We start from the raw sequence: 24,651 nt of genomic DNA, 5'->3' as shown, positions 1-24,651 counted from the left end.
GTTCTTCACCAGCGCCGCCAACCCATCGTGGCCTTTGCGAAAGTCGACGGGCTTAGTTGCCACCATGATCCGCACGCGGTTCGATGGAAATATCATGTCGGAACCGCGCAAGCACGTACGACAGCGGCGATCCTCGCGGCAGACGCGCCTTCTTCCAGACGGATCGTGACACCGCCGACGATGATCTCGGGACGGCTGGCTTTTTTGATCGGCGGCTCCGCAACAGGTGGATCGACGATGACTGTTGTGAACTCTACCGCATCCACGGGTGCAGGCAGAACCAGCTTGCCCTGCCGGGCCATCGTTCTCCAAGTCGATAGGTGGTTCGGCTTCAGCCCATGTCGCTCAGCGACTTCATTGACCATCGCGCCTGGTCTCAAGCTCTCCGAAACGATCTGCGCCTTCACCTCGTCGGGCCAGTGTCGGTGAACCTCACGCCCAGGCTTCCTGGTCGTGAGAACCTCCAATGTATTCTCCATGGAGAAACTCCCGTTGCTCGTCCATGGATAGGCAATCACAGATCAGGGCGGCGAGGACAACGTGGGAGCGGAACACCGGTTACATTGAAGCGGCTAATTCCTGGATTTGATCGCTTCGATCTGCTTCTAAACGACCTTAGTATGGCTCTTCTCGATTTAGCTTCTCGTGTTGTAGGACTGATGGCGCTGATTGCCATAGCCATCGGATCAATGGAGCGAGCTACTTTGCCGCGCTATTGGAGAGCTATGGGGCAGGGAGCTGCGTTCGGAGGAGCTGCCGCAATATGCATGCTGTTCCCCGTCTTGCTAGCGGATGGAACTAGCGTGAATGGTCGCTCACTTTTTCTGGCCTTCGCGGCCGCGTTCGGTGGATGGGCTCCGTGGGCTATTGCAGCGTTGCTAACCACGTCCCTACACCTAGTCAACAACGATGCGAGTGTTTTACAACTGGTCGCGCCTATGCTGACCGCAGGCGCGCTGGGTCTAAGCTGGCGCTGGGTAATAGCAAAGCGTTTCGGTCTCAATACTCTGGCTTTGCTGGGACTTGGCGTGTGGGTTTCCTTGATCTCGCTTCTTCTTCTCGTTCTCTCGACGAGTGGCGATTCAAGTGTGCTTTTTGTGACATATCCGACCATCCTTGCTGTCTGTCTCGCGGCATCGCTTGTGCTTGGTTCTTTTATCCAAAGGGAGCTTCGACACTTTAGCGATGAGCAGTCTTGGAAGAATGATGCATTCTCAGATGCCCTGACAGGGATAGCAAACAAACGCGCTTTCCAAGCAGATTATCAGCGCGCCCTGGACGCTCAAGTTCGTTTCTGTCTGATCGTGGTTGATATTGATCATTTCAAGAAGGTCAACGATACGTTCGGGCATCAAGTTGGTGACGAGGTGCTGAAATCCGTTGGTTCAATCCTTTCAAAGGCCCTTCCATTGAGTGCGGCGCCTTACCGCTTAGGTGGCGAAGAGTTCGCTATCTTAGCACGGGGGTTCGACATCAATGAAGGGATGCAACTGGCGGAGCGGCTGCGGATAGCCATCTCCAGGGCGACCGGTGAGCCGTCAGCGTTGCCGCAAATTACGGTTAGCGCCGGGCTGGCAGCGTCGGGTCCGGGGATAGACTGTTTTGAACCAATGTCGGCCGCTGACGCTGCTCTCTACGCCGCAAAAGCTGCGGGACGGGATCGGGTGTTGAAATGGGAATTCGACACTAACGCCTCAAAGCTCGGTCTGGCATCAACGAAAGCATAACACCGAGCGTTTCAGTTCCGCGCGACTTCCCAACTAACGCCCTGACGCACCTTCGCAAACCGTCTTAACCAGCGACTACAGCCAGCCGTCCCAACGTGCGATTGCGACCATCACTACGGGGATAACGCAAAATCTGGAGTTGAGGTGTTGTCCAGTGGCGGAAGTCTGCGGGTCGTTTGCTGGCGACGCAGGATGGTCATCGGTCAAAATGTGTTTTGGCAACCACACCAAATCTTCGGACAACAAATCCGTACGTCAATCGGGCTCAGGTCGACTCGGGGATGAACGCCGCGGGAATGGGAGTAATCGCGATCAGGGTCGACCCGATGGCCAACGAAGTTCTCAACGAACACCGCGTTGGCGACGTCTGCAGTTCTGCCTAAGTGGAGTGGCAACTGACACGCTGTCCACGCCGCTCGTCCGGTGGGTGTGGGGTGCTCGTTCAAACGCTCTGCGCCGCTAGCCTGCCCGTGGACGCTACTACCGAGAATCTAAGTCCTTCGGGGTCGAATTGAATCTCAGCTTTGCCGTGAAGCCTAACGCCCACCATTTGGATAAGCTTTGTGCCGAAACCACTCCTAGACGGCTCGCTGACCAACGGGCCGCCTGCCTCCTTCCAATGCAATTCAAAGCGATCACCAACAGTGGTCCAGTTGATCTCGACCCGGCCGACGGAAGTCGAAAGCGCGCCGTATTTGGTCGCGTTCGTCGCAAGCTCGTGCAAACCCAAAGAGAGGCTGGTGTTAGCCTGATGGGAGACCGTGACTTCCGGGCCTGAAAACTGGATTTGATCACGTCCGTTAAAAGGCGCCACGGCCTGTTCGACGATTTCGCGTAGGCCGAGCGTGTCGAACTCGCGACCGTGCAGGACGTCGGCCGAGCGAGAAAGGGCACCAAGGCGCTCGGCGATCGTGGATCGGATGCTGGCCGGGGATTGGTCAGCGCGCAGCGACTGATTAACGATCGACTGGGTGATCGCAAGCATGTTCTTCATGCGATGTCCCATTTCCTGGGCCATCATCGCCTTATGGGCTTCCGCATGCCTCCGCTCGGTGGCATCTATCGACACCCCGCTCATCTGAAGCGGTTGTCCGGCTTCGTCAAAGCGGGTCTCGGCTCGGATCTCCACCCACGCCAGCTCGCCGTCAGGCTTGACGATGCGATACTCGACATGAAGGTTGCCGTCCGACTGCAGAGCGATGTCGACCGCCTCGCGCCAGCGATCGACATCGTCCGGATGGATCGAGGCCTGAAGATCGTCGTAGGTGAAGCTTTCGGCCGGCTCTCGTCCGAAGTTTGCCTTGCAGATCGGCGAGCAGACGAGCCTCCTTACTGGAACATCGAGCGTCCACACGCCAAGGCCCCCGGCTTTCAAAGTAAAATGAAGGCGCTCTTCGCTGGCCGTCAGGTCGGCGATGCGACGTTCCAGTGCCGCTCCGAGATCTTGTTGCTCCAATCGTGAAGACCCCGTTTTCTCGCGCGTCACGTCGTACTGCGACGCGAAAAAGTAGGTAAGCTCTCCTTCGTCGAAGACCGGCGACACAAGCAACCTGTTCCAAAAGACCGACCCGTCTTTCTTGTAGTTCAGAAGGTCGATCTCAATCGGGCTTCTTTCCTCTATCGCCTTTCGGATTATGTCGACATCCTGCGTGTTCGTGCCAGGGCCTTGAAGGAACCGGCAGTTTCGGCCGAGCGTCTCTTCTCGGGAGTAACCCGTCAGTAAAGCGAATGCCTCATTGACAAAGACGATTGGATTGTCGCGCTGCCGTGGGTCGGTGATGATCATAGGCATCCGGGACGCCCTCATCGCCGCTGCGAAGGGATCTGACCCGGAGCTGGTGCTGTGTATTTCGCGGTCTATACGGCGTTCTTCGCGGGTGGTCATTCCCTTCTTTTATACACCTTTTGTTCCTTTGTCATCGCGCCGCCCGTGAACGGATCACAACGTCTTCTTCCGTACATTTGAGAACAGCGGCGCAAGAGAAGAGATTCGGGGCGGCCAGTTCGCCTTCGAACTGCACCAAGACTTTTGAGCGCACGCATCCGTTCACATCGAGGACATGACGTTCCTAGTTTCAAAGCTCGGTTGCAATGCTGAAGGGTGTGCGTAGAGTGGAAAAACCGTGGGCTGACCGCAACGACTATATGCGAGGTTCAGAACACTCGCGGTTAAAAACGGGGCGCCGAGCTAGGTGCGTGGTTGAGCCTGCCCGATGCCCGTCCAATAAATCATTGCTCTGCATCTGGAGGAGGCTGCGGTGCAGAAGACGGGAGGTTGACGTGGAATGTGGCCCCGCTTTCGTCGATCACGTCAAAGCGTGTGGCTGGCGATCTTGCAAGCCTGACCAATGCTTCAGTCGCAGCCTCACTGGGCGTCGCAGCCTCGACTAATATCGTCGTTGTCACGGAAAACCTCCGCTTCAACATGTGCGCTCACAGGAGTAAAGTTGCGGAAAATAGCGAAGGCAGGCGCATTCATCTTTCCAACGATGCAGACATGACACCTCACTGTCTCTCGGTGGGGAGAACCTGGATAGAAACTCCCCACCTTCGGTTGCGGTGCTGAAGATGGCTCGGCGATGAACCACCGCGCAACCTGACCAACAACGTGTGAAAGCACGCGCCGTTCCTTCGGCTAGCTGAGGTCTCGCCCCTGTCGGCAGGAGTAATCACGCTGATCCGGTCCTCCAAACCCTCCAGAGGAAAATCGAGTGCGGTAGGGAATCTACCTGAAGCATCTCGTGAACGAACTTTTCGCCAGCGCGTTTTATCGCTCACAATAATCTCGAGCTTGCTACTGCCGTTTGCGTCAAGGCACGCTCATCATAAGAGGTTGGAATCGGGTGAGCATTCTTCATGAAGGGAATCTGCCGTGGGGGCTCAAAATTCATCAACTGGCAGCGGGCAAGTTGCGTTCCAGGCGGGCAACGCGCGCCGTTAACCTGCTGGTTGTCGTTGGCGTGATCGCAGTCATCTACCTGACAGTTTCAATTTCGGCACATGACCGTCAGGTCGAACAAAAGGTGCGCGATACGATTGCGAACCAGTCTGCGATTTCGGAAATTCGTTCACTACTTCAAGATGCAGAAATCGGGCAACGTGGCTATCTCCTGACTGGCGATGAGCTTTATCTCGATCCGTACACCGAGGCCCTTCCAACGGTGGGTCTGGCCGTTGACGGACTTGCGAAACGCACGGCGGACGACGCTTCTCAAGTTGTGAATATATCAAATATGCGGAGTTTGATTGCACAGAAACTCTCCGAGTTGAAGCAATCCGTTGATCACAGACGCCGAGGTGACCTAGACGGTGCAAAGGCCCTGTTGGCGACCGGGCAGGGCAAAATCATCATGGATGGGATCCGCAGTGTTCTTCGTCAGATGACTGACGAGGAGGCCGTCAGACTGGCCGAGCAATCCCGTCTGGCGCAGGCGGGAAAGACATGGATCGAAATCACCATGGCGGGTCTGGCAACATTGTCCGGCGGGATGGCGCTTTTTGCACTTAATATTGCGACTGGCCGTGCGCGCGAAGCCGAGCGCACAAGGGACGAGCTTCTTACACGCTTCGACCGGCGTCTAATGGCTGTGATGGCTGCTGACTTGGTGGGATACAGTCGCCTGATGGAGCGTGACGAGGCGACCACTCTTTCCAAGCTAAAGGTGGCGCGGGAAGCAATTGACGAAATCATCGTTCAACAGGGCGGCATGATAGTCAATACCGCCGGTGATAGCGTCGTTGCGGCGTTCCCGAGCGCGCTTTCCGCAGTGGATTGCGCAGTCGATATTCAGGAGACCATGCATCTGAATAATGTTCAGGTGCCTGAGGGCGAGCAGCTCCAGTTCCGGATAGGTCTCAATGTAGGCGACGTTATCGTTGAGAATGGGGACATCTTCGGAGATACCGTCAATGTTGCAGCCAGGTTGGAGGGGATAGCTGATGCGGGTGGGATTTGCATCTCCCGCGCTGTGCGCGATCACGTCAGAAAGCACCGCAATTTGAAGTTTGTCGATGGGGGCTTCCAGCAAGTCAAGAACATCGCACGTCCCGTAAGCACCTTCCATGTGCGACAAACCTGACCAACGTACTGCTGCAGAAATGTGCTCCCCCTGCGAGACGCGGCTGAGCTCGCAGGGGGCAGTCCATAACTGGTTCGGCGTTATCTCCGAATAAGCTAGACTAAGACGTTGCGAGGAATAGGAATTTCGCTCGATCTCCCATCAGCGTGTTGCCTCAAAGGTTGCTTGTGAGTCGTTGTGCCCATCCCAGTGCGGGTAAGACAATGAACGGCGACATAGAAACTCAGTGGAGTTCCTGTCTCCTGCCTTAACGAGGCATTCAGCCGACATTCAGCGCCGTTTGCAATGATGCATTCAAATCCGGAGTGGCCAACGCACTGAGCGTCGGCGCGACCCGGTTTATGGAGCCGAGCAATGTTCAGGAAAGCCTTAGCCTCGACCTTTCTACTCGCAGCAATATGCGCCCCCATTTCACTTGCCGCCGCTGCGGCCGATGCCCAGGAGTACTACGGGCGTGGTTGGAATGACGATCGAGATTGGGGCGGCCCCCCTCCTGAATGGCATCGGCACCACCACCACCGCGACTATGGAGGCTTGATTGCTGGCGGTATCGCTGCGGGCATCGTCGGCGGCCTGGTCGGAAGCTCACTCGAGAACGACGGTCCGCGCTATTACGCACCTCCGCCGCCTCCGCCGGAGTGCTGGTATCAACGCCAGACTGTTCAAGATAGCTACGATGATGGTTACCATACGGAGCGCGTGCGAATCTGCCGTTGAGGTGATATCAGCTCGAGGTTAGGAGCGCGGGTAACAGGTAACCTGTCCTACGACGGGCATTATATGCCTCCTAACCAACCATTCGGCTGCGGTACACGCGTGAGCTGCTGGACGCTGGTGCCGGCCTAAACAGGGCAGTCGGCGAACGCGTGGACGTCGCGGTGCCTAGCGGTAATACTCGGTCGGCGCGCCGCGTGAAGCCAGGCGAGACAGCGCGAAACTATAATCGACGTCCACGAGGGCTAAGGACAGTGAGTTGTCGAGCGACCGTGTCTGGCGCGCGGGTCAACGATCGAATCTTGTTGCGGTGGCCTAGGCCATTTTTTGCTGCAGTAAACGACGGGGTGCTTCCGGGCATGATTTCGATGCAATCCTAGGCGCAGATGGATATTATAGCCTAGGTTGAGTCGGGGTCAGCAGGGGTATGATCACAGATGGGCTTCTTTACAGAGCAGGAACTGCTGTCGCTTCGGATCGACAGCATGATCCTCCATGTGGTGGGCGACGTTGAGTTTGAGGCGCAAAATGCTCGACCTGTTGAACATCAGGAGTTCTTCTTAGGTCGAATTCGCGATACGAACGCATCTCCGATATTCGAGTTCGATCCGGAATCCTCAACCAAGAAAGTCATCGAAAGGATTGCGTCCGGCGCCGAATCCTTTGAATTGGGCTCGCAGAAGCTGTCGCGCGAATTTGCAAAAGAGCACGATGGGACCAGTAAACCCGGCGCCTTCTTTGTCTTCCAACTGAGCAGCAACGAGCCAAGCGCTCGTTACTTCAGCCTCATCAAGTACGATTACCAGCAGGCTATCGAGCAATCTCGAGGGGAGGCTGGAAACCTGCTACGGCTTATCGTGCAGGCCTTCGTCGCGCAAAAGAAAGCAGTGCAGAAGTCGGCGTTGGTTCGAGTCCTAAACGGAACGGCCGATGCCCTCATGACGGCAGCCGATCGAATTTCGCGAGGCCCTGATATCGCCGACTATTTCGCGCAGTTCTTGCACGTCAAACGGACCCGTAGCGACGCTGAACTTAATCAGCGCGTACGTGATGTCATCCGAGAAACACTCCAGGAGGTGAGGGACCTCCTACCAGATCGAGATGTTGCTCGCGCATTCAGCCGCGCGAAAGCCACGTTGCGCGATCGCGCATTCATCGACCGAGATGCGATTTCGGAGGCTGTGATCGCGGCTTCAGACGCAATTGGACGCGAGGATTTTGTTATCGATGTCGGAGCTAGGCTCGACCGGAAAATGAGATCTGCCAAGCTGGACGGTTTGAGCTTTCCACCTGATAGAAAGGTTCTTTGCGTCCCGGCCAAGCGAAAGGTAACAACCGCCGAAGGCGTGACTATTACCTATCCCGACGAGGCCGACGTCAACATCGTGGACCGCCGGGAATTGCCGGGTGGCGGTGAAATTATTACAATCAAAACTGCGCGGGTGATGGAGGACGTCGTTGTCCGTGAGACATCTAAGCAAGCTGGTCGATGACGTCTCCGGTCGCGGGGCTATCGTCAATGAAGGCGTAAAGACCGTCATTATTGCAAACTTAAAGGCCGACGACGCTCGTGCGATCATAGAGAGCTCTGATCGGCTTGGCTGGTCCTCGACCGTAGCGGATGCCCATGAAGGTCTTTGGTCGAAGGACGAACTGGGCGATGACCTTGAGCCATTTCGGGCGACAATCATCAAAGCTAGCGAAAACGATATTGTGCCGGTCGTTTCTAAAAAGGGCTTCGAGCAGCTTCTGAATGAGCCTAGCATACAAAGTCGATGCTGGGCTGTTGCAGGGCTCGCAGCTCCTATCCGCACTTGGACGACGTTGTTTTTGCCGTGGGGCAAGACCGAGACGCCGGCGGAGCCGCCGCCGACAAAGAATCCTCGTTTCTTGGTAAAGGAGTATACCACGGAGCGGACTGTTCCGTCCGATATTGGTAGATGGCTGCTCCGCGCGCCGTCTTTGGATCGAGGAATTGCAGACGAGTATCGGCAGGTATGGGCCGAAGCTGCGACAAGAAACCTCCTATCATGTCTGCCGAACGAAATCGATCCCGAAACAAATGCGCTCCGGTTTCGTGGCCCTCCGAGGCTCTCATTGGAAAAACCCGAAAACACCGAGGTCATTGATTTCGCGAGTTCCCTGGATTTCGACCAACTACAGCTTGCATCCACCTGGATCTTCGAGAGTGTGCGAGACACGGAAGTTCGACATGCGCTCCTTGCCTCAGAAATCGCAAGGTCGGGCATGGATCAGATTTCTGCTACAACCGCCCTCAGAAAGGATCTGGAAGCGGCACTGGACGGCGCGCGGATTGCCTATGAGATGTCCTTAGCGTCAATAGGTGCAGATACCCTGAAAGCGCTGTCCGATCTCCGAAAGGGGGTGACGGAGGAAACAGCCAAGGTGACGGAGGCCACGAGGCAAACGGTGACCGCGGTATCGAGCGCTCTAGCCGTGGGCGTCGGTCTTATCGCAGCAAAGGCGACGTCAACCGTGAGCATCCTTTTAATTGGCGCATTAATGATCGTAGCGCTCTTGTACGTCGGAATGGTCGCCGCTTCCGGCTGGCAGTTCGTGGCTCTGCAACGTAAAGCTCGCGAGAGCTGGCAGGCGCGTCTCTACCGATTTTTACCAAAAGATGACTACAATCGGCTGGTTACGGAACCAACCTCCCACGCAGAATGCGTATTCAAATCCACAGTGGCGATTGGCGTAGTTGCCGTCTCCATACTGGCTGGCGCGCTTATCTTTGTCGATAGAAGTGCGCAGATACCGATCGAATCCGTCCCTGTCGCTCCTTTACATCCCCCGGATGTTCAGGCGTCGCCTTCGAGCTCGGCAGGACCCTAGTGATCCCGCAGGACGAGGGTGGTGCCGGTGGTAGGCGAGCCTTGAGAATGGAGAGTGTCGCTCAACCGAAATTTACTTTCGCAGGCGGGATTTGGATACGATTCGCGTGCCGGTGGTCCCTTGGCACAAAGAACGGTCAATCCAGATGGGCTCGTTTGTCGGATGAACGGTAACCGAGGCACACGGGGTGAGAGGTTTACGCCAGGGCAGGACAATGCTGTCGTTTATAAGATCGATGACTCGAGTTTCACGTCGCCGGTCATCGGCTATGCTCTTCAGACTGGCGCCCAGCAATAACCGATCAATGTGAACTCCAAGCTATACCACGCCTTGGGACATGCGCATTGATTGTCGATGGCACCAACAAACCTTCTGCTTCGTGAACTGACGGAGCCATACATGAGGCTGCAAGAACCGAGGTGAATGCGTGCCTTCTAAGACGCCTGTTCCGGAATGACAGTAGTCACAGCGCCAAGGTCAAACTTCCCGTTCTGTCTGCAGCATCGCCGAACGCGATTAAGTCTTCGCGTTCAGTTGGACGTCCAAATGCTACTCGAACAAAAATAATTCCAAAGGGACGCATCATCGTCAAACTGAATAGCATCCGACTGCGCGTCAAAATGCAAGTGAAGTAAAATCAATGCTCTAAGGCGATTCGGCCAAGTTTTGAACAAAGATCGATATTTCCTAAACCAGAGTCGTGTTTCAGGAAGATGACGTTCTCCGGCGCTCGTATTCTTGCTTCGTACGGAGAACGTTGCTGTCATGAATCCTTTGCAATGCCGTGTGAATTGGTCGGTTGCGCAAGTCGATGATCGTCTTACGCAAACTCGAAAGGCAAGCAACTATGATTGGCGAATTGGTGCACATGATCAATCTGGCTTACACGATTTACGTGTCCGTCAGCGAGCTACTTAGTCTGGTTTGGGCGGCGTTCTCGTTCCTCCGCTAAAAGGCGACCGCACGCCCAAACCGACTACATCGCAATTCCAGCGCGGCAAGGCCGCGCTGTCTCGCGCGAGGCCTAAGTTCCACACGAAGCCGAGTCCGTCAACGAGAACGTCGAGGGGTCGTGAAAAATTCACAAATCGGCTTCTGGGCTCGTATGCCCACCGAGGGGATCTAAATCGAGCGAGCAAATGGAACGAGCTTGGTGAGTCCATAGCTGCGCCATCAACTGAAAATCAGATTAGACCAGCTCCCGCCATCGAGGAACGGTGAGGGGAGGCAGCCGGCACCATCTACGGAAACTGCTTGCGAAACTAGACAAGATTCTAGCCCAGCATTTGCAAGCGTCACACACCGAGACGGATCAGCTTAATCGGTTTGACCGATCACTCCATCTACAAAAACGTCTATTGAGGATAGCGGCGAGCAGCTCAAGAACTGGACATGCATGCCGTCGCTGCTCCCTTACGCGAGTGACTGCGGGAGGCCATTCGCTCATTAGAATGGAATCGGAACGCCTTCACGGGTGAGGCGGCGAAACTTAAGTGGTTAAAAATGCCCGGCACCTCGGGGTCTGTACGGCGATCCGGTCATCGTTACGGGGAAAAGCAGGACGCAAATCGGGCAAATGTGGCCACTGTGAAAGGAAATCCGCACTAAGCAGGGCATCTTGACGAGTCATTAATTAGTGTGAAATGCTAAGATGTCAGACCAATTTTAAGGTCGGCTGCCTAGAACAATATTGGGGAACCATGCGGGCACCAAACATCGACAGGCCGGTTATCCGGCCGCTTCCCGCTTTAGATCGCGCGCGTCAAGTGACGGATGCGTTGGCGGACTATGTGGAAGATGCACGGCTGCAGGCTGGCGATAAACTACCCGCCGAGCGCGAGTTGATGGCCGACCTCAGGGTTGGGCGCTCGACAATCCGCGAGGCGATCAGGCACTTCCAGGCGCTCGGCGTTATCGAGACGCGCAAGGGGAGCGGGACCTATCTGCTGAAGCCGATTACCAAGGCGACCATCCATATGCCTTTGTCGCTGCATGCGACGGACCTGCGCAATGCGTTGCTGCAGACGTTGGAGGTGCGCCGTGGCATCGAGTGCGAGGCAGGGATGGTTGCGGCAAAGATGCGCACCGCGCAGGATCTCATCGTCATCGAAGAAAAGCTCAATGAGATGGAGCGTGTCCACCTGGAAAAGGGTACCTCGGGTCCGGAAGATCTCGCTTTTCACCTCGCCATCTACGACGCCAGCCACAACCCGCTGTTTCGCCAACTACTTGAACAGATGCGCGAGACCTTCTGGCAGTTCTGGCAGCATCCATTCGAGCGCCAGGATTTCGCGCGCCGTTCCTTTCCCTTTCACCGCACGCTCTTCAACGCGATCGCCGCGCGCGATCCCGAGGCGGCGCGCGAAGAGACACTGAAAATCCTCGCGGTCGTCGAGGAAGACATCAAGGAAATGTCCCAATGATCAACGGTTCAGACCCGTTCGAATTCGCGTCCCTCATCACCGCGCACGACGAAGGCAACTTCGCGGAAGCCGTGGTACCGCCGATCTTCCAGACCTCGCTGTTCACCTTCTCCGATTACGACGACATGATCGCCTCATACCGCGGCGAGAAAGTACGGCCGATCTATACGCGTGGCCTTAATCCGACGGTGCGCATGTTCGAGGAGATGCTGGCGAAGCTCGAGGGTGCGGAAGACGCGCTGGGGTTTGCCAGCGGCATGGCAGCGATCTCGTCGGCGGTGCTCGCGTTTGTGGAACCGGGCGACCGTATAGTCGCCGTCAAGCATGTCTATCCCGATGCTTTCCGCCTTTTCGGCACGGTCCTTAAGCGCATGAAGGTCGAAGTAACCTATGTCGACGGCCGTGATGAGGAGGCCGTCGCCAAGGCGTTGCCCGGCGCCAAGCTGTTCTACATGGAGAGCCCGACGAGCTGGGTCATGGAAGCGCATGATGTCGGTGCGCTCGCCTCACTGGCGAAGCAGCATGGTGTGATCTCCATGATCGACAACAGCTGGGCAAGCCCCGTCTTCCAGCGCCCGATCACGCTCGGTGTCGATCTCGTCATTCACTCGGCCTCGAAATATCTAGGCGGCCACAGCGATGTCGTCGCAGGGGTTGTGGCCGGCTCGAAGGAAATGGTCGCCCGCGTCAAGGCGGAATCCTATCCCTATCTCGGCGGCAAGCTGTCGCCCTTCGATGCCTGGCTGTTGATCCGCGGCATGCGCACCTTGCCGATCCGCATGAAGGCGCACGAGGCGGCCGGCATGACGATCGCCAAGCGCCTGCAGGATCTCGATGTCGTCGAAACGGTCTGCCATCCGGGGCTGGCCAACCGCCTGCCGGCGGGTCTTAACGGCACGTCGGGGTTGTTCTCGTTCATATTCCGCGAAGGCGTCGATATCCGCGCCTTCGCCGATCATCTCAAGCTCTTCAAACTGGGAGTGAGCTGGGGTGGGCATGAAAGCCTGATCGTACCAGGCGAGGTCGTCCTTCAGCAGAAGGCACAACCCAATTCCGCGCATACCTTCGGGATCCATGCGCGGTCCGTACGCCTCCATGTCGGCCTCGAAGGAACCGAGGCGTTGTGGAGAGACATCGAGGAGGCGCTTTCCGTCGCTTCGTAAAAGTCCAGAAACAGAGGAAAAACCTGGAAGGGGGAACTGAGCATGAAAAGACTGATAACTGCAACGCTGCTGGCCATGATGATGGCGGGTACGGCGATGGCCGACACGACGCTGAAGCTCGTCGAGGTGATCACCAGCCCCGAGCGCACCGAAACCCTGAAAACGCTTGTCGGCAAGTTCGAAGCCGCCAATCCCGGCACCAAGGTCGACATCATCTCGCTGCCCTGGAACGAAGCGTTCCAGAAGTTCGCGACCATGGTATCGGCAGGCGACACCCCTGACGTCATGGAAATGCCGGATACCTGGCTCTCGCTCTACGCCAACAACGGCATGCTTGAGAGCCTCGAGCCCTACCTCGAAAAGTGGGAATACACCAAGGGCCTGACGCCGCGCGCGCTGGAACTTGGCCGCGACGTCAAGAACACCGCCTACATGCTGCCATACGGCTTCTATCTGCGCGCGCTGTTCTACAACAAGAACCTCTTCAAGGAAGCAGGCGTTTCCGAGCCGCCGAAGACGATGGACGAATTCGTCGCCGCCTCCGAAAAGGTCTCTAAGCTTCCCGGCAAGTCCGGATACTGCCTGCGCGGCGGACCGGGCGGCCTGAACGGGTGGGTGATGTTCGGCGCGACGATGGCCGGCTCCAACAAGTTCTTCAACGACGACGGCACTTCGACCATGAACAGTGAAGGCTGGACCAAGGGTCTTGAATGGGTCGTCGACCTCTACAAGAAGGGCCTGGCGCCGAAGGACAGCGTCAACTGGGGCTTCAACGAAACGGTCGCGGGCTTCTATTCCGGCACTTGCGCGATGCTCGATCAGGATCCGGATGCCCTGATCGCGGTTGCCCAGCGCATGAAGCCAGAGGACTTCGGCGTCACCAAGATGCCTGTTGGCCCGAGCGGCAAGGGCTTTACAACGATCGGCTTCGCCGGCTGGTCGATGTTCACCACTAGCCAGAACAAGGATCTGTCCTGGAAGCTGATCGAGACGCTTGAATCGCCCGAAGGCAACATCGAGTGGAACAAGCGCACCGGCGCGCTGCCGGTTCACACCTCGGCCGAGAAGGATCCCTTCTACGCCAGCGAGCAGTTCAAGGGCTGGTTCGACGAACTGGCCGACAAGAACATCGTTCCGACCGTGATGCCGACCTATCTCGAGGAATTTGCCTTCTTCAAGGATTCGCTCGCCATCAAGACGACGCAGCAGGCGCTTCTCGGCGATATCACGCCGAAGGAACTGGCTGACCAGTGGGCAGACTATCTGACCAAGGCTCAGCAAAAGTACCTCGCGAAGAAGTAAGCGGGCTCAGAGCAAGCAGCCCCCTCATCCGATCCTACGGGCCACCTTCTCCCCAAGGGGAGAAGGGAACGGAGACACCGCGGCAAATTCCTTCTTCCCGACGGAGGAAGGTGCCGGAAGGCGGTTGAGGGGGCCCAGTCCCTATTGGGATCGTACAGTCGAACCATGAAAGCCGCCCAAGATGACCATGACCGCCGATACGCTCGACAGTCGCCGTGACCGCAGGTCGTGGCTGAAGCGCGTCGCCGATGCCTCGGAACCGTATCTCTACAGCGCCCCATCGCTCGTCCTCATCATCGCCGTGATGCTGGTGCCGCTGGTGATCGGCGTGTCCTACGCGTTCCGCGATATCCAGCTTCTGAACCCATTTTCCGGTGGCTTTGTCGGGCTGGAGCATTTTCGCGAGCTCTCCAAGGATGCCGCCTTCTATGGCGCGCTGAAGAACACGCTCTGGTGGACGGGCGCGTCGGTCGTTCTGCAGTTCATCTTCGGGCTCATCCTCGCCCTGCTCTTGGACAAGCCGTTCTGGGGCAGGGGCCTCGTTCAGGCGCTGGTGTTCCTGCCCTGGGCCGTTCCGTCTTTTCTCGCGGGCCTCAATTGGGCATGGCTGTTCAACCCGGTGATCGGGCCTATCCCGCACTGGCTCTATGCGCTCGGCCTTATGAGCGAGCCGCGCAACATCCTTTCCGACCCGCAATATGCCATGTGGGGGCCGATCATCGCCAATGTCTGGTGGGGCATTCCCTTCTTCGCCATCACGCTGCTGGCCGCCCTTCAGGCAATTCCGCGTGACCTCTACGAAGCAGCCTCGATCGACGGCGCCACCTGGTTCCAGCGGTTCCGCTCGATCACGCTGCCGTTTCTCGCGCCGACGATCGCGATCACCGTGCTGCTGCGCACCGTATGGGTGTCGAACTTCGCCGATCTCATCGTCGTCATGACCGGCGGTGGCCCGGCCGACCGTACGCAGATCGTTGCCAGCTACATCTTCACCCAGGCGTTCAAGCGGCTCGATTTCGGATACGCCTCGGCGATCGCGCTTGTGCTGCTGGTGTTGCTGCTCGCCTATTCCATGCTGATCATCCTGCTTCGGCAGACCCTGCTGAACAAGGATTGAGCCATGAGACGATCCATCATCCCCACCATCGCGCACCGTCTGGCGATCCTGTGCTACATCGTATTCGCGCTGTTTCCGCTTTTCTGGCTGCTCAAAGTCTCCGTCACGCCCAACGACCTTCTCTATTCCGAAGGTGTCCGGATGTGGCCGTCGCGCACGACCTGGGAGCATTATAGTTTCGTTCTCCAGCACAGCGCGTTTCCGACATTCTTCAAGAACAGCCTTATCGTGTCGGCCTCAACCGCCGTCGTCGTCACGATCTGTGCATCGCTTTCTGGCTATGCGCTCTCGCGGTTCAATTTCCGGGCGAAGTACTGGATCGTGGCGCTGATGTTGCTGACGCAGATGTTTCCGCTGGTCATGCTGGTCGCGCCGATCTTCAAGATCCTGACGCCACTGCATCTGACCAACAGTCTGACAGGCCTCGTGGTCGTCTACACCGCCTTCAACGTCCCCTTTGCGACCTTTCTGATGCAGTCCTTCTTCGACGGCATTCCTAAGGATCTCGAGGAAGCGGCAATGATCGATGGCGCGACGCAATTCACCGCGTTTCGGCAGATCATCCTGCCGCTGACATTGCCGGGGATCGCAGCCACGCTCGGCTTCGTCTTCACTGCGGCTTGGAGCGAGCTGCTTTTCGCGTTGATGCTGATCAACGGCAACGACGCAGCGACCTTCCCGGTCGGGCTGCTAACCTTCGTAGGCAAATTCTCGGTCGACTTCGGACAAATGATGGCGGCGGGAGTTCTCGCGCTCATCCCGGCCGGTCTCTTCTTCCTTCTCATTCAGCGCTACCTCGTCCAGGGTCTCACAGCCGGCGCGGTCAAGGGTTAATCACATGGCATCGATCGATATCCAGAACGTCAAGAAATCCTTTGGCCATGTCCACGTCCTGCAGGACGTCGAGCTCAAGATCGAGGATGGCGAGTTCGTCGTGCTCGTTGGGCCGTCCGGCTGCGGCAAGTCCACATTGCTTCGGATGATCGCCGGCCTCGAGGACGTGACCTCGGGCGAGATCCGCATTGCTGGAACCCGGGTCAATGAACTGCATCCGAAGGACCGCGACATCGCCATGGTGTTCCAGTCCTATGCGCTCTATCCGCACATGAATGTCGCCGGAAACATGAGCTATAGCCTAAAGCTCCGGAAAACGGCAAAGAACAAGGTCGCAAGCGTCGTCGGCGCGGCTGCCTCCAAGCTTGGGCTCGATCCATTGCTCGAACGCCGACCCAAGGCGCTATCCGGTGGCCAGCGCCAGCGTGTCGCCATGGGCCGCGCCATCGTGCGTCAGCCCAAGGCGTTCCTGTTCGACGAGCCGCTGTCGAACCTCGATGCCCGTTTGCGCGAGCAGATGCGTGCCGAGATCAAGAAACTGCATGGCGACCTGAAGGCGACCTCGATCTACGTGACCCACGACCAGATCGAGGCAATGACGCTGGCGGACCGGATTGTCGCCATGTATGGCGGGGTGGTGCAGCAGGTGGGCAGCCCGCTTGAGCTCTATGATCGCCCCGCCAATCTCTTCGTCGCCGGTTTCATCGGTTCGCCGGGCATGAATTTCCTCGACGCGACCTACAAAAACGGCGGCGCGCAGCTGAAGGACGGCACCATTGTGGCGCTGTCTAATCCGCTCAAGCTTGCTGACGGCGACAAGGTGACGCTTGGCATTCGCCCCGAGCATGTCGTTATGACGTCGGAAGAAACAGGCATGAAGGCAAGCGTCGAGCTGATCGAGCCGACGGGCTTTGGCATCATCCTCCATCTCTCGTTGCATGGTCTGCCGTTCAAGATCTTCACGCTCGATCGTGCGGCGCTGACAGCGGGACCGGATGTCAACGTCAGCTTCCCCGCACAGCATGTCCATGTGTTTGACGCGAAAGGCGACAGGGCGAGCTGATCGCCTCTAAGTCTCGAAGATCAGAAGGACATAGGCGACGAAGAGAACGAGGTGCACCGCTCCCTGCATGAGATGCGTGCGGCCGCTGGAAAAGGTTATGATGCTCAAGGCGAGCGTCAGCACCAGCATGATCGGGCTGCTGTGATCCAGACCAAGAATGACGGGGTTTCCCGTGAGGTGGCTGATGACAAGCATTGCGGGGACGGTGAGGCCGATGGTCGAAAGCACCGAGCCAAGGAAGATGTTCACCGATCGCTGCAGGTGGTTGGCGATCGATGCCCTAACGGCGCTGATCGCCTCGGGTGTCGCCACCAGAATGGCCATGATCACGCCGCCAAGGGCCGCCGGCGCCCGAAGCGTCTCGATGAAGTAATCAATTGGTGGGGCCAGTTGCTCGACCAGGAACACGACCAGCGACATATAAAGGGCGAGCATCACGATTGGCCACCAAAGCGGCCCTTGATGATCGTGGTGGCGAGTTTGAGGTAGCGCTTCTTCGGTGTCGTCGATGAAAAAGCCCCGGTGGCGCCCTGTTTGCAGCATCAGGAAGACGCCATAGAGCCCGACCGAGATGAAGGCCAGGACGGTCTGCTGAACGGTCGAATAGCCCGGCCCGCCGCCGGGATGAGTAAAGTTCGGCATGATCATGCTGAGCGTTGCCAATGGTACGATCACGCCGAGATAGGCGTTCGCACCCTGTAAATTATGCCGCTGCTCATGCCGTCGCCAGGCACCTAGGAGCAGTGACAGTCCCACCATGCCGTTCAGGATGATCATGACGACAGCAAACAGGGTATCGCGCACCAGTGTGGGGTTGTTCTCGCCGTGCTGCATCACGGCGGTGATCGCCACTACCTCGATTGTTGTGATGGCGAGCGTCAGGATAAGCGTTCCATAGGGCTCGCCCAGGCGCTCGGCCAAGTGATCGGCGTGTCGCACAACTGATAGTGCCGAGCCGAGAACGACGGAGAACAGCCAGATAAAGATGAGTGTAAGCCAGAAGGGATTGGCAAGCAGCGCAAACAGCGCCTGACCGCGAAACAGAAAAGCGACACTGGTGAGCGCGCTGATCGCAAGGAACCACTCCCGCTGCAGCAAACTGCCAGTGGGAGGACGGTGCAGCGTTCCCGCATCTGCTGTCACGTCGCAATTCTCCCACAGGTTTCCGCCCAAGATGATGAAAGCACGTGCCTTGACCAGCCTCAAGCTCAAATCAACCGAGCGTTTCGCGGGAGGCCCTTGTTTTTGGGGTCACAGGTTGCGCTTGCTGTGAGCGATAAATGCTCTCACGGCCGGCGACGCCTCGGTCTTCCTGTAGGCGACGACAAGGTCGGATGTAACGTTGGCATAAGGCAGCGGCACGTACCGGATGCCGGGCAGCCTGACGCATTCAAGCGATTTCGGTACGATCGCCACGCCTGCCCCAATCGCAACCATGCTGCCGATACCTGTGAAGTCCCAGGAGGTGGAATTGATGTTAGGCTCGAACCCCGCTTCCTTGCAGGCAGCAAAGGTCGTGCCGTGGAAACCGACGTCGCGCGGTTGCTGCGGCGTCAGGAAAGTTTCACTCGTTAGACCGGCGAGATTGGCGGCGCCGCGCTCCAGCGTCAGCGGATGTCCATCCGGCACCATCAGAACGATGGGCTCGCGGCGGATGATGTGGGTCGCAAGGCCATCCGGGATAGGGGCAGGGCCGCGGATGAAGGCGAAATCAAGCAGTCCTTCGACGATGCGAGCGAGCTGCTTGCGCAGTTCCATCTCCGTCAGTTCGATCTCGACACCGGGGTGATCGCGCTTGTAGGCCTTGATCGACTGCACGACGGCACCGGAATAGGCCGCCGATGCTACGTATCCGATCGAGACGCGCCCGGTCTCGCCGCGACTGACTCTGTTGACCGCCACCATCGCGACATCCGCCTGCGCGAGGATTTTCGTCGCCTCGTCGTAAAGCACCTGCCCGGACTGGGTGAGATGGACGGAACGTCTCGTGCGATCGAGAAGCGACGTTCCCAGGATCTCCTCAAGTGCCATGATTTGCTGGCTCAGCCCCGGTTGGGCGATGCCAAGCCTTGCGGCCGCGCGCTCGAAGTTACGCTCCTCAACAAGCGCCACGAAGTATCTGAGATGGCGGAGTTCGAAAGAAGGATTGCGGATAGGTCTTCGAGCGTCCGTGTTCGTCATGTGCGATGCGCTTCAGAATAATTAAAAACTATGGCGATCAAAAAATATCATAATCAGAAATGATGAAAATACCCCCTGTTATTTATTGGATGAAATAGGATAAGGTGACTAAACAAGTCCAGTTTTCGGATCGTGACTGGATTGGGCGGTAAAGTGACAAGACACCTTAGTTTCATGGAAGCGCTGGCAGCAACGGCGGTGGTAGGCGTATCGGTAGCGGCTCCGGGCCAGTTGCGCGCTGAAGATGGCGACAGCGCAACAGCGCTTGCTCCGATCACGGTTCAAGCCAAGGGCGCGGAAGATCCGAAGGGCCCCGTCAAAGGCTTCGTCGCGAAAACAAGTTCGACCGCGACCAAGACCGGGACGCCGATTTTGGAAACCCAGCAATCCATTTCGGTCGTCACATCCGATCAGATGCGCGCACAGGGCGCCGAAACGGTCGGGCAGGCGGTCGAATACACACCTGGTGTTTCCGGCACGCCTTATGGTTCCGATCCACGCTTCGATTCGCCGAGGATTCGGGGCTTTGATGGCCGCCAGTCGCAATATCTGAATGGCCTGAAGATGATGCGCACCGCCGGCGCGCCTGCTGTCGATCCCTATCAGCTGGAGCGCATCGAGGTCCTGAGGGGACCGGCATCGGTCATGTACGGCCAGGGCAATCCCGGCGGCATGATCAATCTGATCAGCAAGCGGCCGGTGTTCGAGCGCTTCGGAGAGGTTGGCCTGCAGGCTGGAAGCTATGACACCTACGGCTCGTACTTCGATGTCGGCGGTCCGCTCAGCGACGGCTCGGACTTCGCCTATCGCGTCACGGGCCTGGTGCGCGCAGCCGGTGCCCAGACAGACAATATCGATAACGATCGTTACTTCATCGCTCCGGCGGTGACATGGCAGCCCGATGACGACACAAAGCTGACGATCCTCACCAGCGTCCAGCACGACAACCCGAGCACCCCATCCAGCCTGCCGGCCCAGCTGACACTCAACGCGACGAACAATCGGCTCTCCCGCGACTTCTTCGTGGGTGATGAAAGCTTCGACCGTTCCTCGCGGACACTGACAAACCTCGGCTACGAGTTCGAACATCGCCTGAACGACGTCTGGACCTTCCGCCAGAATGTTCGCTATTCCAATTTCGACTGGAATTACCAGGCGCTCGGCATGGCCACGTCAGGTCTCGCAGCCGATGGCCGGACCATCAATCGCAATGCGACCTTTCAGGATGAAAATCTCAACACGTTCAACATCGACAACAACTTCCTGGCCGAGTTCGATACTGGTGACGTCGATCACAAGCTGCTTGTTGGTCTCGACTACAGGTACTTCTCCAACGATGCCAGCACACAGTTCTGGAGCGCGACGCCGCTTGACGCGTTCAATCCCGTCGATGGTGGTCCGATCAGGCTCACCTCTAAGACCACCGACGCGCATGTCGTCTCCGACCTGCAGCAGCTTGGCATCTATATCCAGGACGAGATGGCCTACAACAATTGGCGCGCGACGCTTGGCCTCAGGCAGGATTGGGCGAGCACAAGCGGCACCTCGTTGAATGGAAGAACCAATGTCGCGCGGCCGCTCGAAAAGGATGATCACAAGCTGACCGGTCGCGCCGGGCTGGGTTACGTCTTCGATAACGGCATTGCACCCTATATCAGCTACGCCACATCCTTCGAGCCGGTTCCTGTGCCGACAACAGGCCAGTTGCTCGACCCGACGACGGGCAGGCAGGTGGAAATCGGCGTCAAGTATCAGCCCGAGGGCTGGAACGGCTTCTTCTCTGCTGCCGTCTTTGATCTTCGCCAGAACAACGTGTCCAATACGGTTGCTCTTCCCGGTGGCGGAACGACGATTGCCCAGATCGGTGAGGTGCATGCCAGAGGCGTGGAACTCGAAGGTGTGGCCAGTCTCACCGAAGGACTGGACCTGCACGCCGCCTACACGTACATGGACACGGAAATCTTAGGGCGTACGGACAATGGCAAGCGCCTTGACAACGTTCCGGCGAACGCAGCAAGCCTCTGGCTCGACTACACCTTCCAGGAGGGAAGCGATCTCGATGGCTTCGGCATTGGCGGTGGCGTGAGATATGTGGGACAGCGCTATGGCGATACGGCCAACACATTCGATCTCGGTGGTGTCGCTCTCCTCGACGCGGCGATCCGCTACAAGAAGGATGGTGTTACCGCGTCACTCAATCTCAAGAACATTGCGGACAAGAACTATGTCTCAAGCTGCTCCTCGTTCGGTTGCACCTATGGTGATGGCCGCACGGTCATGGCCAGGTTGAGTTTTGCCTGGTAGTTGGCAGATAAAGTGGGCGTATGATTTCAGACAATTCCAACAGGTCAGCTCTGATCGGGCGGCGGCAGGCTCTTGGCCTGCTCGCTGCCCTTGCCGTTGCATGGGATGCGAAGGCGGCGGCAAGGCCAAGCCGCATCGCGGCAATCGACTGGGCGATGCTTGAAACCCTGATGGCGCTCGGCGTGACCCCGATTGCGGCCACCGAGCTCCTGCAGTTCCGCAGCGACGCTGTCGAGCCGCAGATCCCGTCTTCCGTCGTCGATCTCGGCCTGCGCGGCTCGCCCAACTTCGAGCTGCTGCACCTGCTGAAGCCCGAACTCATCCTTATCTCGCCCTTCTATGTCCGGCATCAGCCGGCCCTTGAGGCGATCGCTCCCGTCTACTCGTTGCCTTTTTATGTCCAGGGCGAGCCGCCCTATGCCAAGGCGCTCAACGCAGTCTCGCAACTGGGCGATCTGCTTGGCCGGACGGATGCCGCGGCCAAGGAGCTGGCCGATCAAGAGGCATTGCTGGCGGGCCTTCGCCAGCAACTCGTTCCGTTCGCGGCACGGCCGACCTACATCATCAATATCGGCGATTCCCGTCACTTTCGCGCCTTCGGCGCCGACAGCATGTTCGGAGACATCCTGCAGCGGCTCGCTCTTCCGAACGCCTGGACGGACCGATCGCGCTTCACCTTCGCAGCACCGGTACCCATGGAAAACCTCGCCGCCAATCCTGAGGCGCGTATCGTCATCGTCTCCGATATCCCCGTCGAGGCGCGCAGCAGCCTGCGCGACAGCATGATCTGGAATTCGCTCAAACCGGTGAAAGCAGGACGCGTTGTCAACATCGGCAACGTCAACCCCTATGGCGGCATAACAGCCGGCCTTCGCTTCGCGCGGCTCTTGAGCGAAGCGCTCGTCAAAGGCGGAGAAACGCTTTGACATCACGTACAGCCTGGACATTCTTCGCCGCCGCGACCGCGCTTGCGATCCTGCTTTTCCTGCAGCAGGCGCTCGCCTTCCTGCCGCTTGCCGACTGGCCAACGCTGCCGATCGTACCTGACGGCATGACGACCGAGCAGATCATCCTGGCCTACGGTGTCTTCCCAAGAGCCGTCGTCGCCATACTGGCAGGCGCCGCCCTCGGCCTCGCCGGTGCCTTGCTGCAGCGGCTGCTCCGAAACCCGATCGCAGATCCCTCGACCCTGGGCGTTTCGGCCGGCGCCCAGCTCGCCATTGTCGCGACGACGCTGTTTTATCCCGCGATCCTCGATGGATATCGTGCGCTGGTCGCGCTCGCGGGTGCCACCGGTGCAACGGCGCTGGTCTTCCTGCTTGGCTGGCGCCGCAACTTCGACCCAGTCACCATGGTCGTTTCCGGGCTGCTCGTCGGTATCACCTGCGGCGCGCTGTCGGCTGCGATGACCCTTTCGCAGGGCGAGTATTTGATGTCTCTGGTGACATGGAACGGCGGCGCGCTCGGTCAGCAAGACTGGTCCGTCGCCTCGACACTGGCGCTCGAACTGCTCGCGGGCCTTTTGGCCAGCATTCTGCTGCTGCGGCCGCTGGCGCTGTTCGGCCTCGGCGATAGCGGCGCGAAATCGCTCGGCGTGGGGCTGGTTGGCATACGCGTGGCAGTCGCTGTGATCGCGGTCGGGCTGGCGGCCGGGGTTGCGGCGAGCGTCGGCCTGGTCAGCTTCGTCGGGCTTGCCGGGCCGGCCCTGGTGCGCGGCCTTGGTGTCAGGAAGCCACATGCCATCATTCTCGCATCACCCATCGCGGGTGGCCTGTTGCTCTGGCTGTGCGACGGCCTGGTGCAATTCCTTGGCTCCACCACCAGCGAGACGTTTCCGACAGGGGCGATGACGGCTCTGATCGGCGGCCCGCTGTTGCTCTGGCTGCTGCCGAAGGTCAAGCCGGTCGAGCTGCATGAGGAGCGTGCACATGTGACCGAGGCGAGGGCGCCGCGCACATGGCTGATCCTGCTCCTCGCTTTCTTGCCGGCGCTCGCTCTCTTGGTGCTTTTCCTGGCGCGGACGCCGGCAGGGTTCACACTGCTTTCGGCGCAGGACTTCACCGATCTTCTCCCCATGCGCTGGCCAAGGCTGCTCGCTTCGGCCGCTGCGGGCAGCCTGCTTGCGATAGCCGGCACTATTCTGCAACGCCTGACGGGCAATCCGATGGCAAGCCCCGAGGTGCTGGGCGTCAGCGGCGGCGCCGGTATCGGCTTCGCGGCGGCGATTACGATCGCGCCGGCCGCAGGTGTCGCCGAGCTTTTCGCAGGCGCCGGTATCGGCTCCATGATCGTCATGATCATTGTCGTCGCCTTTGCCAGCCGGCGCCAGCTCTCGCCCGAACGTCTGTTGCTGGCCGGCATCGCCGTCAGTTCGCTGACCTCAGCTATTCTGTCGGCGCTGCTTGCGATCGGCGATCAGCGCTCGTGGCAGATCCTGTCCTGGCTCGGCGGCTCGTCCAACACGGCGACGCCGGCATCGTCAACCGTGCTCGCAGTTCTGGCGATTGTCTGCACTGGCATCGTGCTTTTCTTCACGCGCTGGCTGACGATCCTGCCGCTCGGCAGCGCGGTGCCGGTTGCGCTCGGCGTGCCGGTGCGCTCGGCGCGTACCGCGATGATCTTCGTGGCCGGGCTCGCGACCGGCGCCGCGTCGCTGCTGGTTGGACCCTTGAGCTTCGTCGGGCTGATGGGGCCGCATATTGCGCACCGCGCGGGCTTCATAAAACCGGCGCATCAGCTGTTGGCGTCATCGGCGATTGGGGCACTGCTGATGATCGTCGCCGATCTCGGCGCGCGCACGGCAACCTTCCCCTACGAGCTGCCGCTGGGTCTGTTCGCGGCGCTCGCCGGCGCGCCCTATCTCGTCTGGCTCATCGCCCGCAGGCGATGAG

The 24,651-nt window shown here is 58.6% G+C and carries 17 protein-coding genes; 13 read left to right on the top strand and 4 right to left on the bottom strand.

Going from position 1 to position 24,651, the window contains the following annotated elements:
• Positions 1 to 92: 92 nt before the first annotated feature.
• Positions 93 to 479, bottom strand: a complete 387-nt coding sequence (locus QTL96_RS08615; RefSeq protein WP_289727419.1) for a transposase — start codon at positions 477 to 479, stop codon at positions 93 to 95.
• Between the two features lie 141 nt (positions 480 to 620).
• Between QTL96_RS08615 and QTL96_RS08610 the strand changes: the two genes are divergently transcribed.
• Complete coding sequence (locus tag QTL96_RS08610) at positions 621 to 1,727, top strand: GGDEF domain-containing protein (RefSeq protein ID WP_289727418.1); 1,107 nt, start codon at positions 621 to 623, stop codon at positions 1,725 to 1,727.
• Between the two features lie 442 nt (positions 1,728 to 2,169).
• Here the strand turns inward: QTL96_RS08610 and QTL96_RS08605 are convergent, their stop codons facing one another.
• A complete protein-coding gene (locus tag QTL96_RS08605; RefSeq protein ID WP_289727417.1) occupies positions 2,170 to 3,612 on the bottom strand; it encodes a PAS domain S-box protein in 1,443 nt (480 codons plus the stop codon).
• Positions 3,613 to 4,570: 958 nt separating this feature from the next.
• Here QTL96_RS08605 and QTL96_RS08600 point away from each other — a divergent pair.
• The 9 genes from QTL96_RS08600 to ugpC all read left to right on the top strand — a co-directional run bounded on the left by QTL96_RS08600 (position 4,571) and on the right by ugpC (position 17,275).
• Positions 4,571 to 5,806, top strand: coding sequence for a CHASE3 domain-containing protein (locus QTL96_RS08600; RefSeq protein ID WP_289727416.1), 1,236 nt, complete (start codon positions 4,571 to 4,573; stop codon positions 5,804 to 5,806).
• 1,151 nt (positions 5,807 to 6,957) lie between these two features.
• Positions 6,958 to 8,013 carry a nucleoid-associated protein gene (locus tag QTL96_RS08595; RefSeq protein ID WP_289727415.1) on the top strand — a complete coding sequence of 352 codons (1,056 nt, stop codon included), beginning with the start codon at positions 6,958 to 6,960 and terminating at the stop codon, positions 8,011 to 8,013.
• Complete coding sequence (locus QTL96_RS08590) at positions 7,979 to 9,373, top strand: hypothetical protein (RefSeq protein WP_289727414.1); 1,395 nt, start codon at positions 7,979 to 7,981, stop codon at positions 9,371 to 9,373. The genes QTL96_RS08595 and QTL96_RS08590 overlap by 35 nt, the downstream gene beginning before the upstream one ends.
• 1,700 nt (positions 9,374 to 11,073) lie before the next feature.
• Complete coding sequence (locus tag QTL96_RS08585; protein WP_113010652.1) at positions 11,074 to 11,796, top strand: FadR/GntR family transcriptional regulator; 723 nt, start codon at positions 11,074 to 11,076, stop codon at positions 11,794 to 11,796.
• Positions 11,793 to 12,959 carry a PLP-dependent transferase gene (locus QTL96_RS08580; RefSeq protein WP_289727413.1) on the top strand — a complete coding sequence of 389 codons (1,167 nt, stop codon included), beginning with the start codon at positions 11,793 to 11,795 and terminating at the stop codon, positions 12,957 to 12,959. Before QTL96_RS08585 ends, QTL96_RS08580 begins: the two co-directional genes overlap by 4 nt.
• A 42-nt stretch (positions 12,960 to 13,001) precedes the next feature.
• Positions 13,002 to 14,261, top strand: a complete 1,260-nt coding sequence (locus QTL96_RS08575; RefSeq protein WP_289727412.1) for a sugar ABC transporter substrate-binding protein — start codon at positions 13,002 to 13,004, stop codon at positions 14,259 to 14,261.
• A 181-nt stretch (positions 14,262 to 14,442) separates the two neighbouring features.
• The gene (locus QTL96_RS08570) at positions 14,443 to 15,378 is read left to right on the top strand and encodes a sugar ABC transporter permease (protein WP_112437301.1); all 936 of its coding nucleotides are present in this window, start codon (positions 14,443 to 14,445) and stop codon (positions 15,376 to 15,378) included.
• A 3-nt stretch (positions 15,379 to 15,381) separates the two neighbouring features.
• Positions 15,382 to 16,212 (top strand): carbohydrate ABC transporter permease, encoded by an 831-nt coding sequence (locus QTL96_RS08565; RefSeq protein ID WP_047503993.1) that lies wholly within the window; start codon positions 15,382 to 15,384, stop codon positions 16,210 to 16,212.
• 4 nt (positions 16,213 to 16,216) lie between these two features.
• Positions 16,217 to 17,275, top strand: a complete 1,059-nt coding sequence (gene ugpC, locus QTL96_RS08560) for a sn-glycerol-3-phosphate ABC transporter ATP-binding protein UgpC (protein WP_289727411.1) — start codon at positions 16,217 to 16,219, stop codon at positions 17,273 to 17,275.
• Between the two features lie 6 nt (positions 17,276 to 17,281).
• On the opposite strand, the gene QTL96_RS08555 is transcribed toward ugpC, so the two are convergent.
• A complete protein-coding gene (locus tag QTL96_RS08555) occupies positions 17,282 to 18,418 on the bottom strand; it encodes a calcium:proton antiporter (RefSeq protein WP_289727410.1) in 1,137 nt (378 codons plus the stop codon).
• A gap of 108 nt (positions 18,419 to 18,526) precedes the next feature.
• Positions 18,527 to 19,456, bottom strand: a complete 930-nt coding sequence (locus QTL96_RS08550; protein ID WP_289727409.1) for a LysR substrate-binding domain-containing protein — start codon at positions 19,454 to 19,456, stop codon at positions 18,527 to 18,529.
• Positions 19,457 to 19,630: 174 nt separating this feature from the next.
• Between QTL96_RS08550 and QTL96_RS08545 the strand changes: the two genes are divergently transcribed.
• The 3 genes from QTL96_RS08545 to fhuB are packed head-to-tail and all read left to right on the top strand — an operon-like array spanning position 19,631 to position 24,650.
• Positions 19,631 to 21,760 carry a TonB-dependent siderophore receptor gene (locus QTL96_RS08545; RefSeq protein ID WP_289727430.1) on the top strand — a complete coding sequence of 710 codons (2,130 nt, stop codon included), beginning with the start codon at positions 19,631 to 19,633 and terminating at the stop codon, positions 21,758 to 21,760.
• Between the two features lie 20 nt (positions 21,761 to 21,780).
• Entirely contained in the window at positions 21,781 to 22,686 is a 906-nt protein-coding gene (locus QTL96_RS08540) for an iron-siderophore ABC transporter substrate-binding protein (RefSeq protein WP_289727408.1), read from the top strand.
• Positions 22,683 to 24,650 carry a Fe(3+)-hydroxamate ABC transporter permease FhuB gene (fhuB, locus tag QTL96_RS08535; protein ID WP_289727407.1) on the top strand — a complete coding sequence of 656 codons (1,968 nt, stop codon included), beginning with the start codon at positions 22,683 to 22,685 and terminating at the stop codon, positions 24,648 to 24,650. Before QTL96_RS08540 ends, fhuB begins: the two co-directional genes overlap by 4 nt.
• Position 24,651: the final 1 nt, after the last annotated feature.

The organism is Rhizobium sp. S163 (genome assembly GCF_030380805.1).
Taxonomy (GTDB): domain Bacteria; phylum Pseudomonadota; class Alphaproteobacteria; order Rhizobiales; family Rhizobiaceae; genus Rhizobium.
The sequence above is the reverse complement of the archived record's forward strand: the minus strand, read 5'-3'. Positions and strand labels throughout refer to the sequence as shown.

Bases quoted from the DNA above. Each gene is read 5' to 3' on its own strand.
- QTL96_RS08615 (WP_289727419.1), bottom strand. From the start codon at position 479: ATGGAGAATACATTGGAGGTTCTCACGACCAGGAAGCCTGGGCGTGAG.
- QTL96_RS08610 (WP_289727418.1), top strand. From the start codon at position 621: ATGGCTCTTCTCGATTTAGCTTCTCGTGTTGTAGGACTGATGGCGCTG.
- QTL96_RS08605 (WP_289727417.1), bottom strand. From the start codon at position 3,612: ATGACCACCCGCGAAGAACGCCGTATAGACCGCGAAATACACAGCACC.
- QTL96_RS08595 (WP_289727415.1), top strand. From the start codon at position 6,958: ATGGGCTTCTTTACAGAGCAGGAACTGCTGTCGCTTCGGATCGACAGC.
- QTL96_RS08585 (WP_113010652.1), top strand. From the start codon at position 11,074: ATGCGGGCACCAAACATCGACAGGCCGGTTATCCGGCCGCTTCCCGCT.
- QTL96_RS08580 (WP_289727413.1), top strand. From the start codon at position 11,793: ATGATCAACGGTTCAGACCCGTTCGAATTCGCGTCCCTCATCACCGCG.
- QTL96_RS08575 (WP_289727412.1), top strand. From the start codon at position 13,002: ATGAAAAGACTGATAACTGCAACGCTGCTGGCCATGATGATGGCGGGT.
- QTL96_RS08570 (WP_112437301.1), top strand. From the start codon at position 14,443: ATGACCATGACCGCCGATACGCTCGACAGTCGCCGTGACCGCAGGTCG.
- QTL96_RS08565 (WP_047503993.1), top strand. From the start codon at position 15,382: ATGAGACGATCCATCATCCCCACCATCGCGCACCGTCTGGCGATCCTG.
- ugpC (WP_289727411.1), top strand. From the start codon at position 16,217: ATGGCATCGATCGATATCCAGAACGTCAAGAAATCCTTTGGCCATGTC.
- QTL96_RS08550 (WP_289727409.1), bottom strand. From the start codon at position 19,456: ATGACGAACACGGACGCTCGAAGACCTATCCGCAATCCTTCTTTCGAA.
- QTL96_RS08545 (WP_289727430.1), top strand. From the start codon at position 19,631: ATGGAAGCGCTGGCAGCAACGGCGGTGGTAGGCGTATCGGTAGCGGCT.
- QTL96_RS08540 (WP_289727408.1), top strand. From the start codon at position 21,781: ATGATTTCAGACAATTCCAACAGGTCAGCTCTGATCGGGCGGCGGCAG.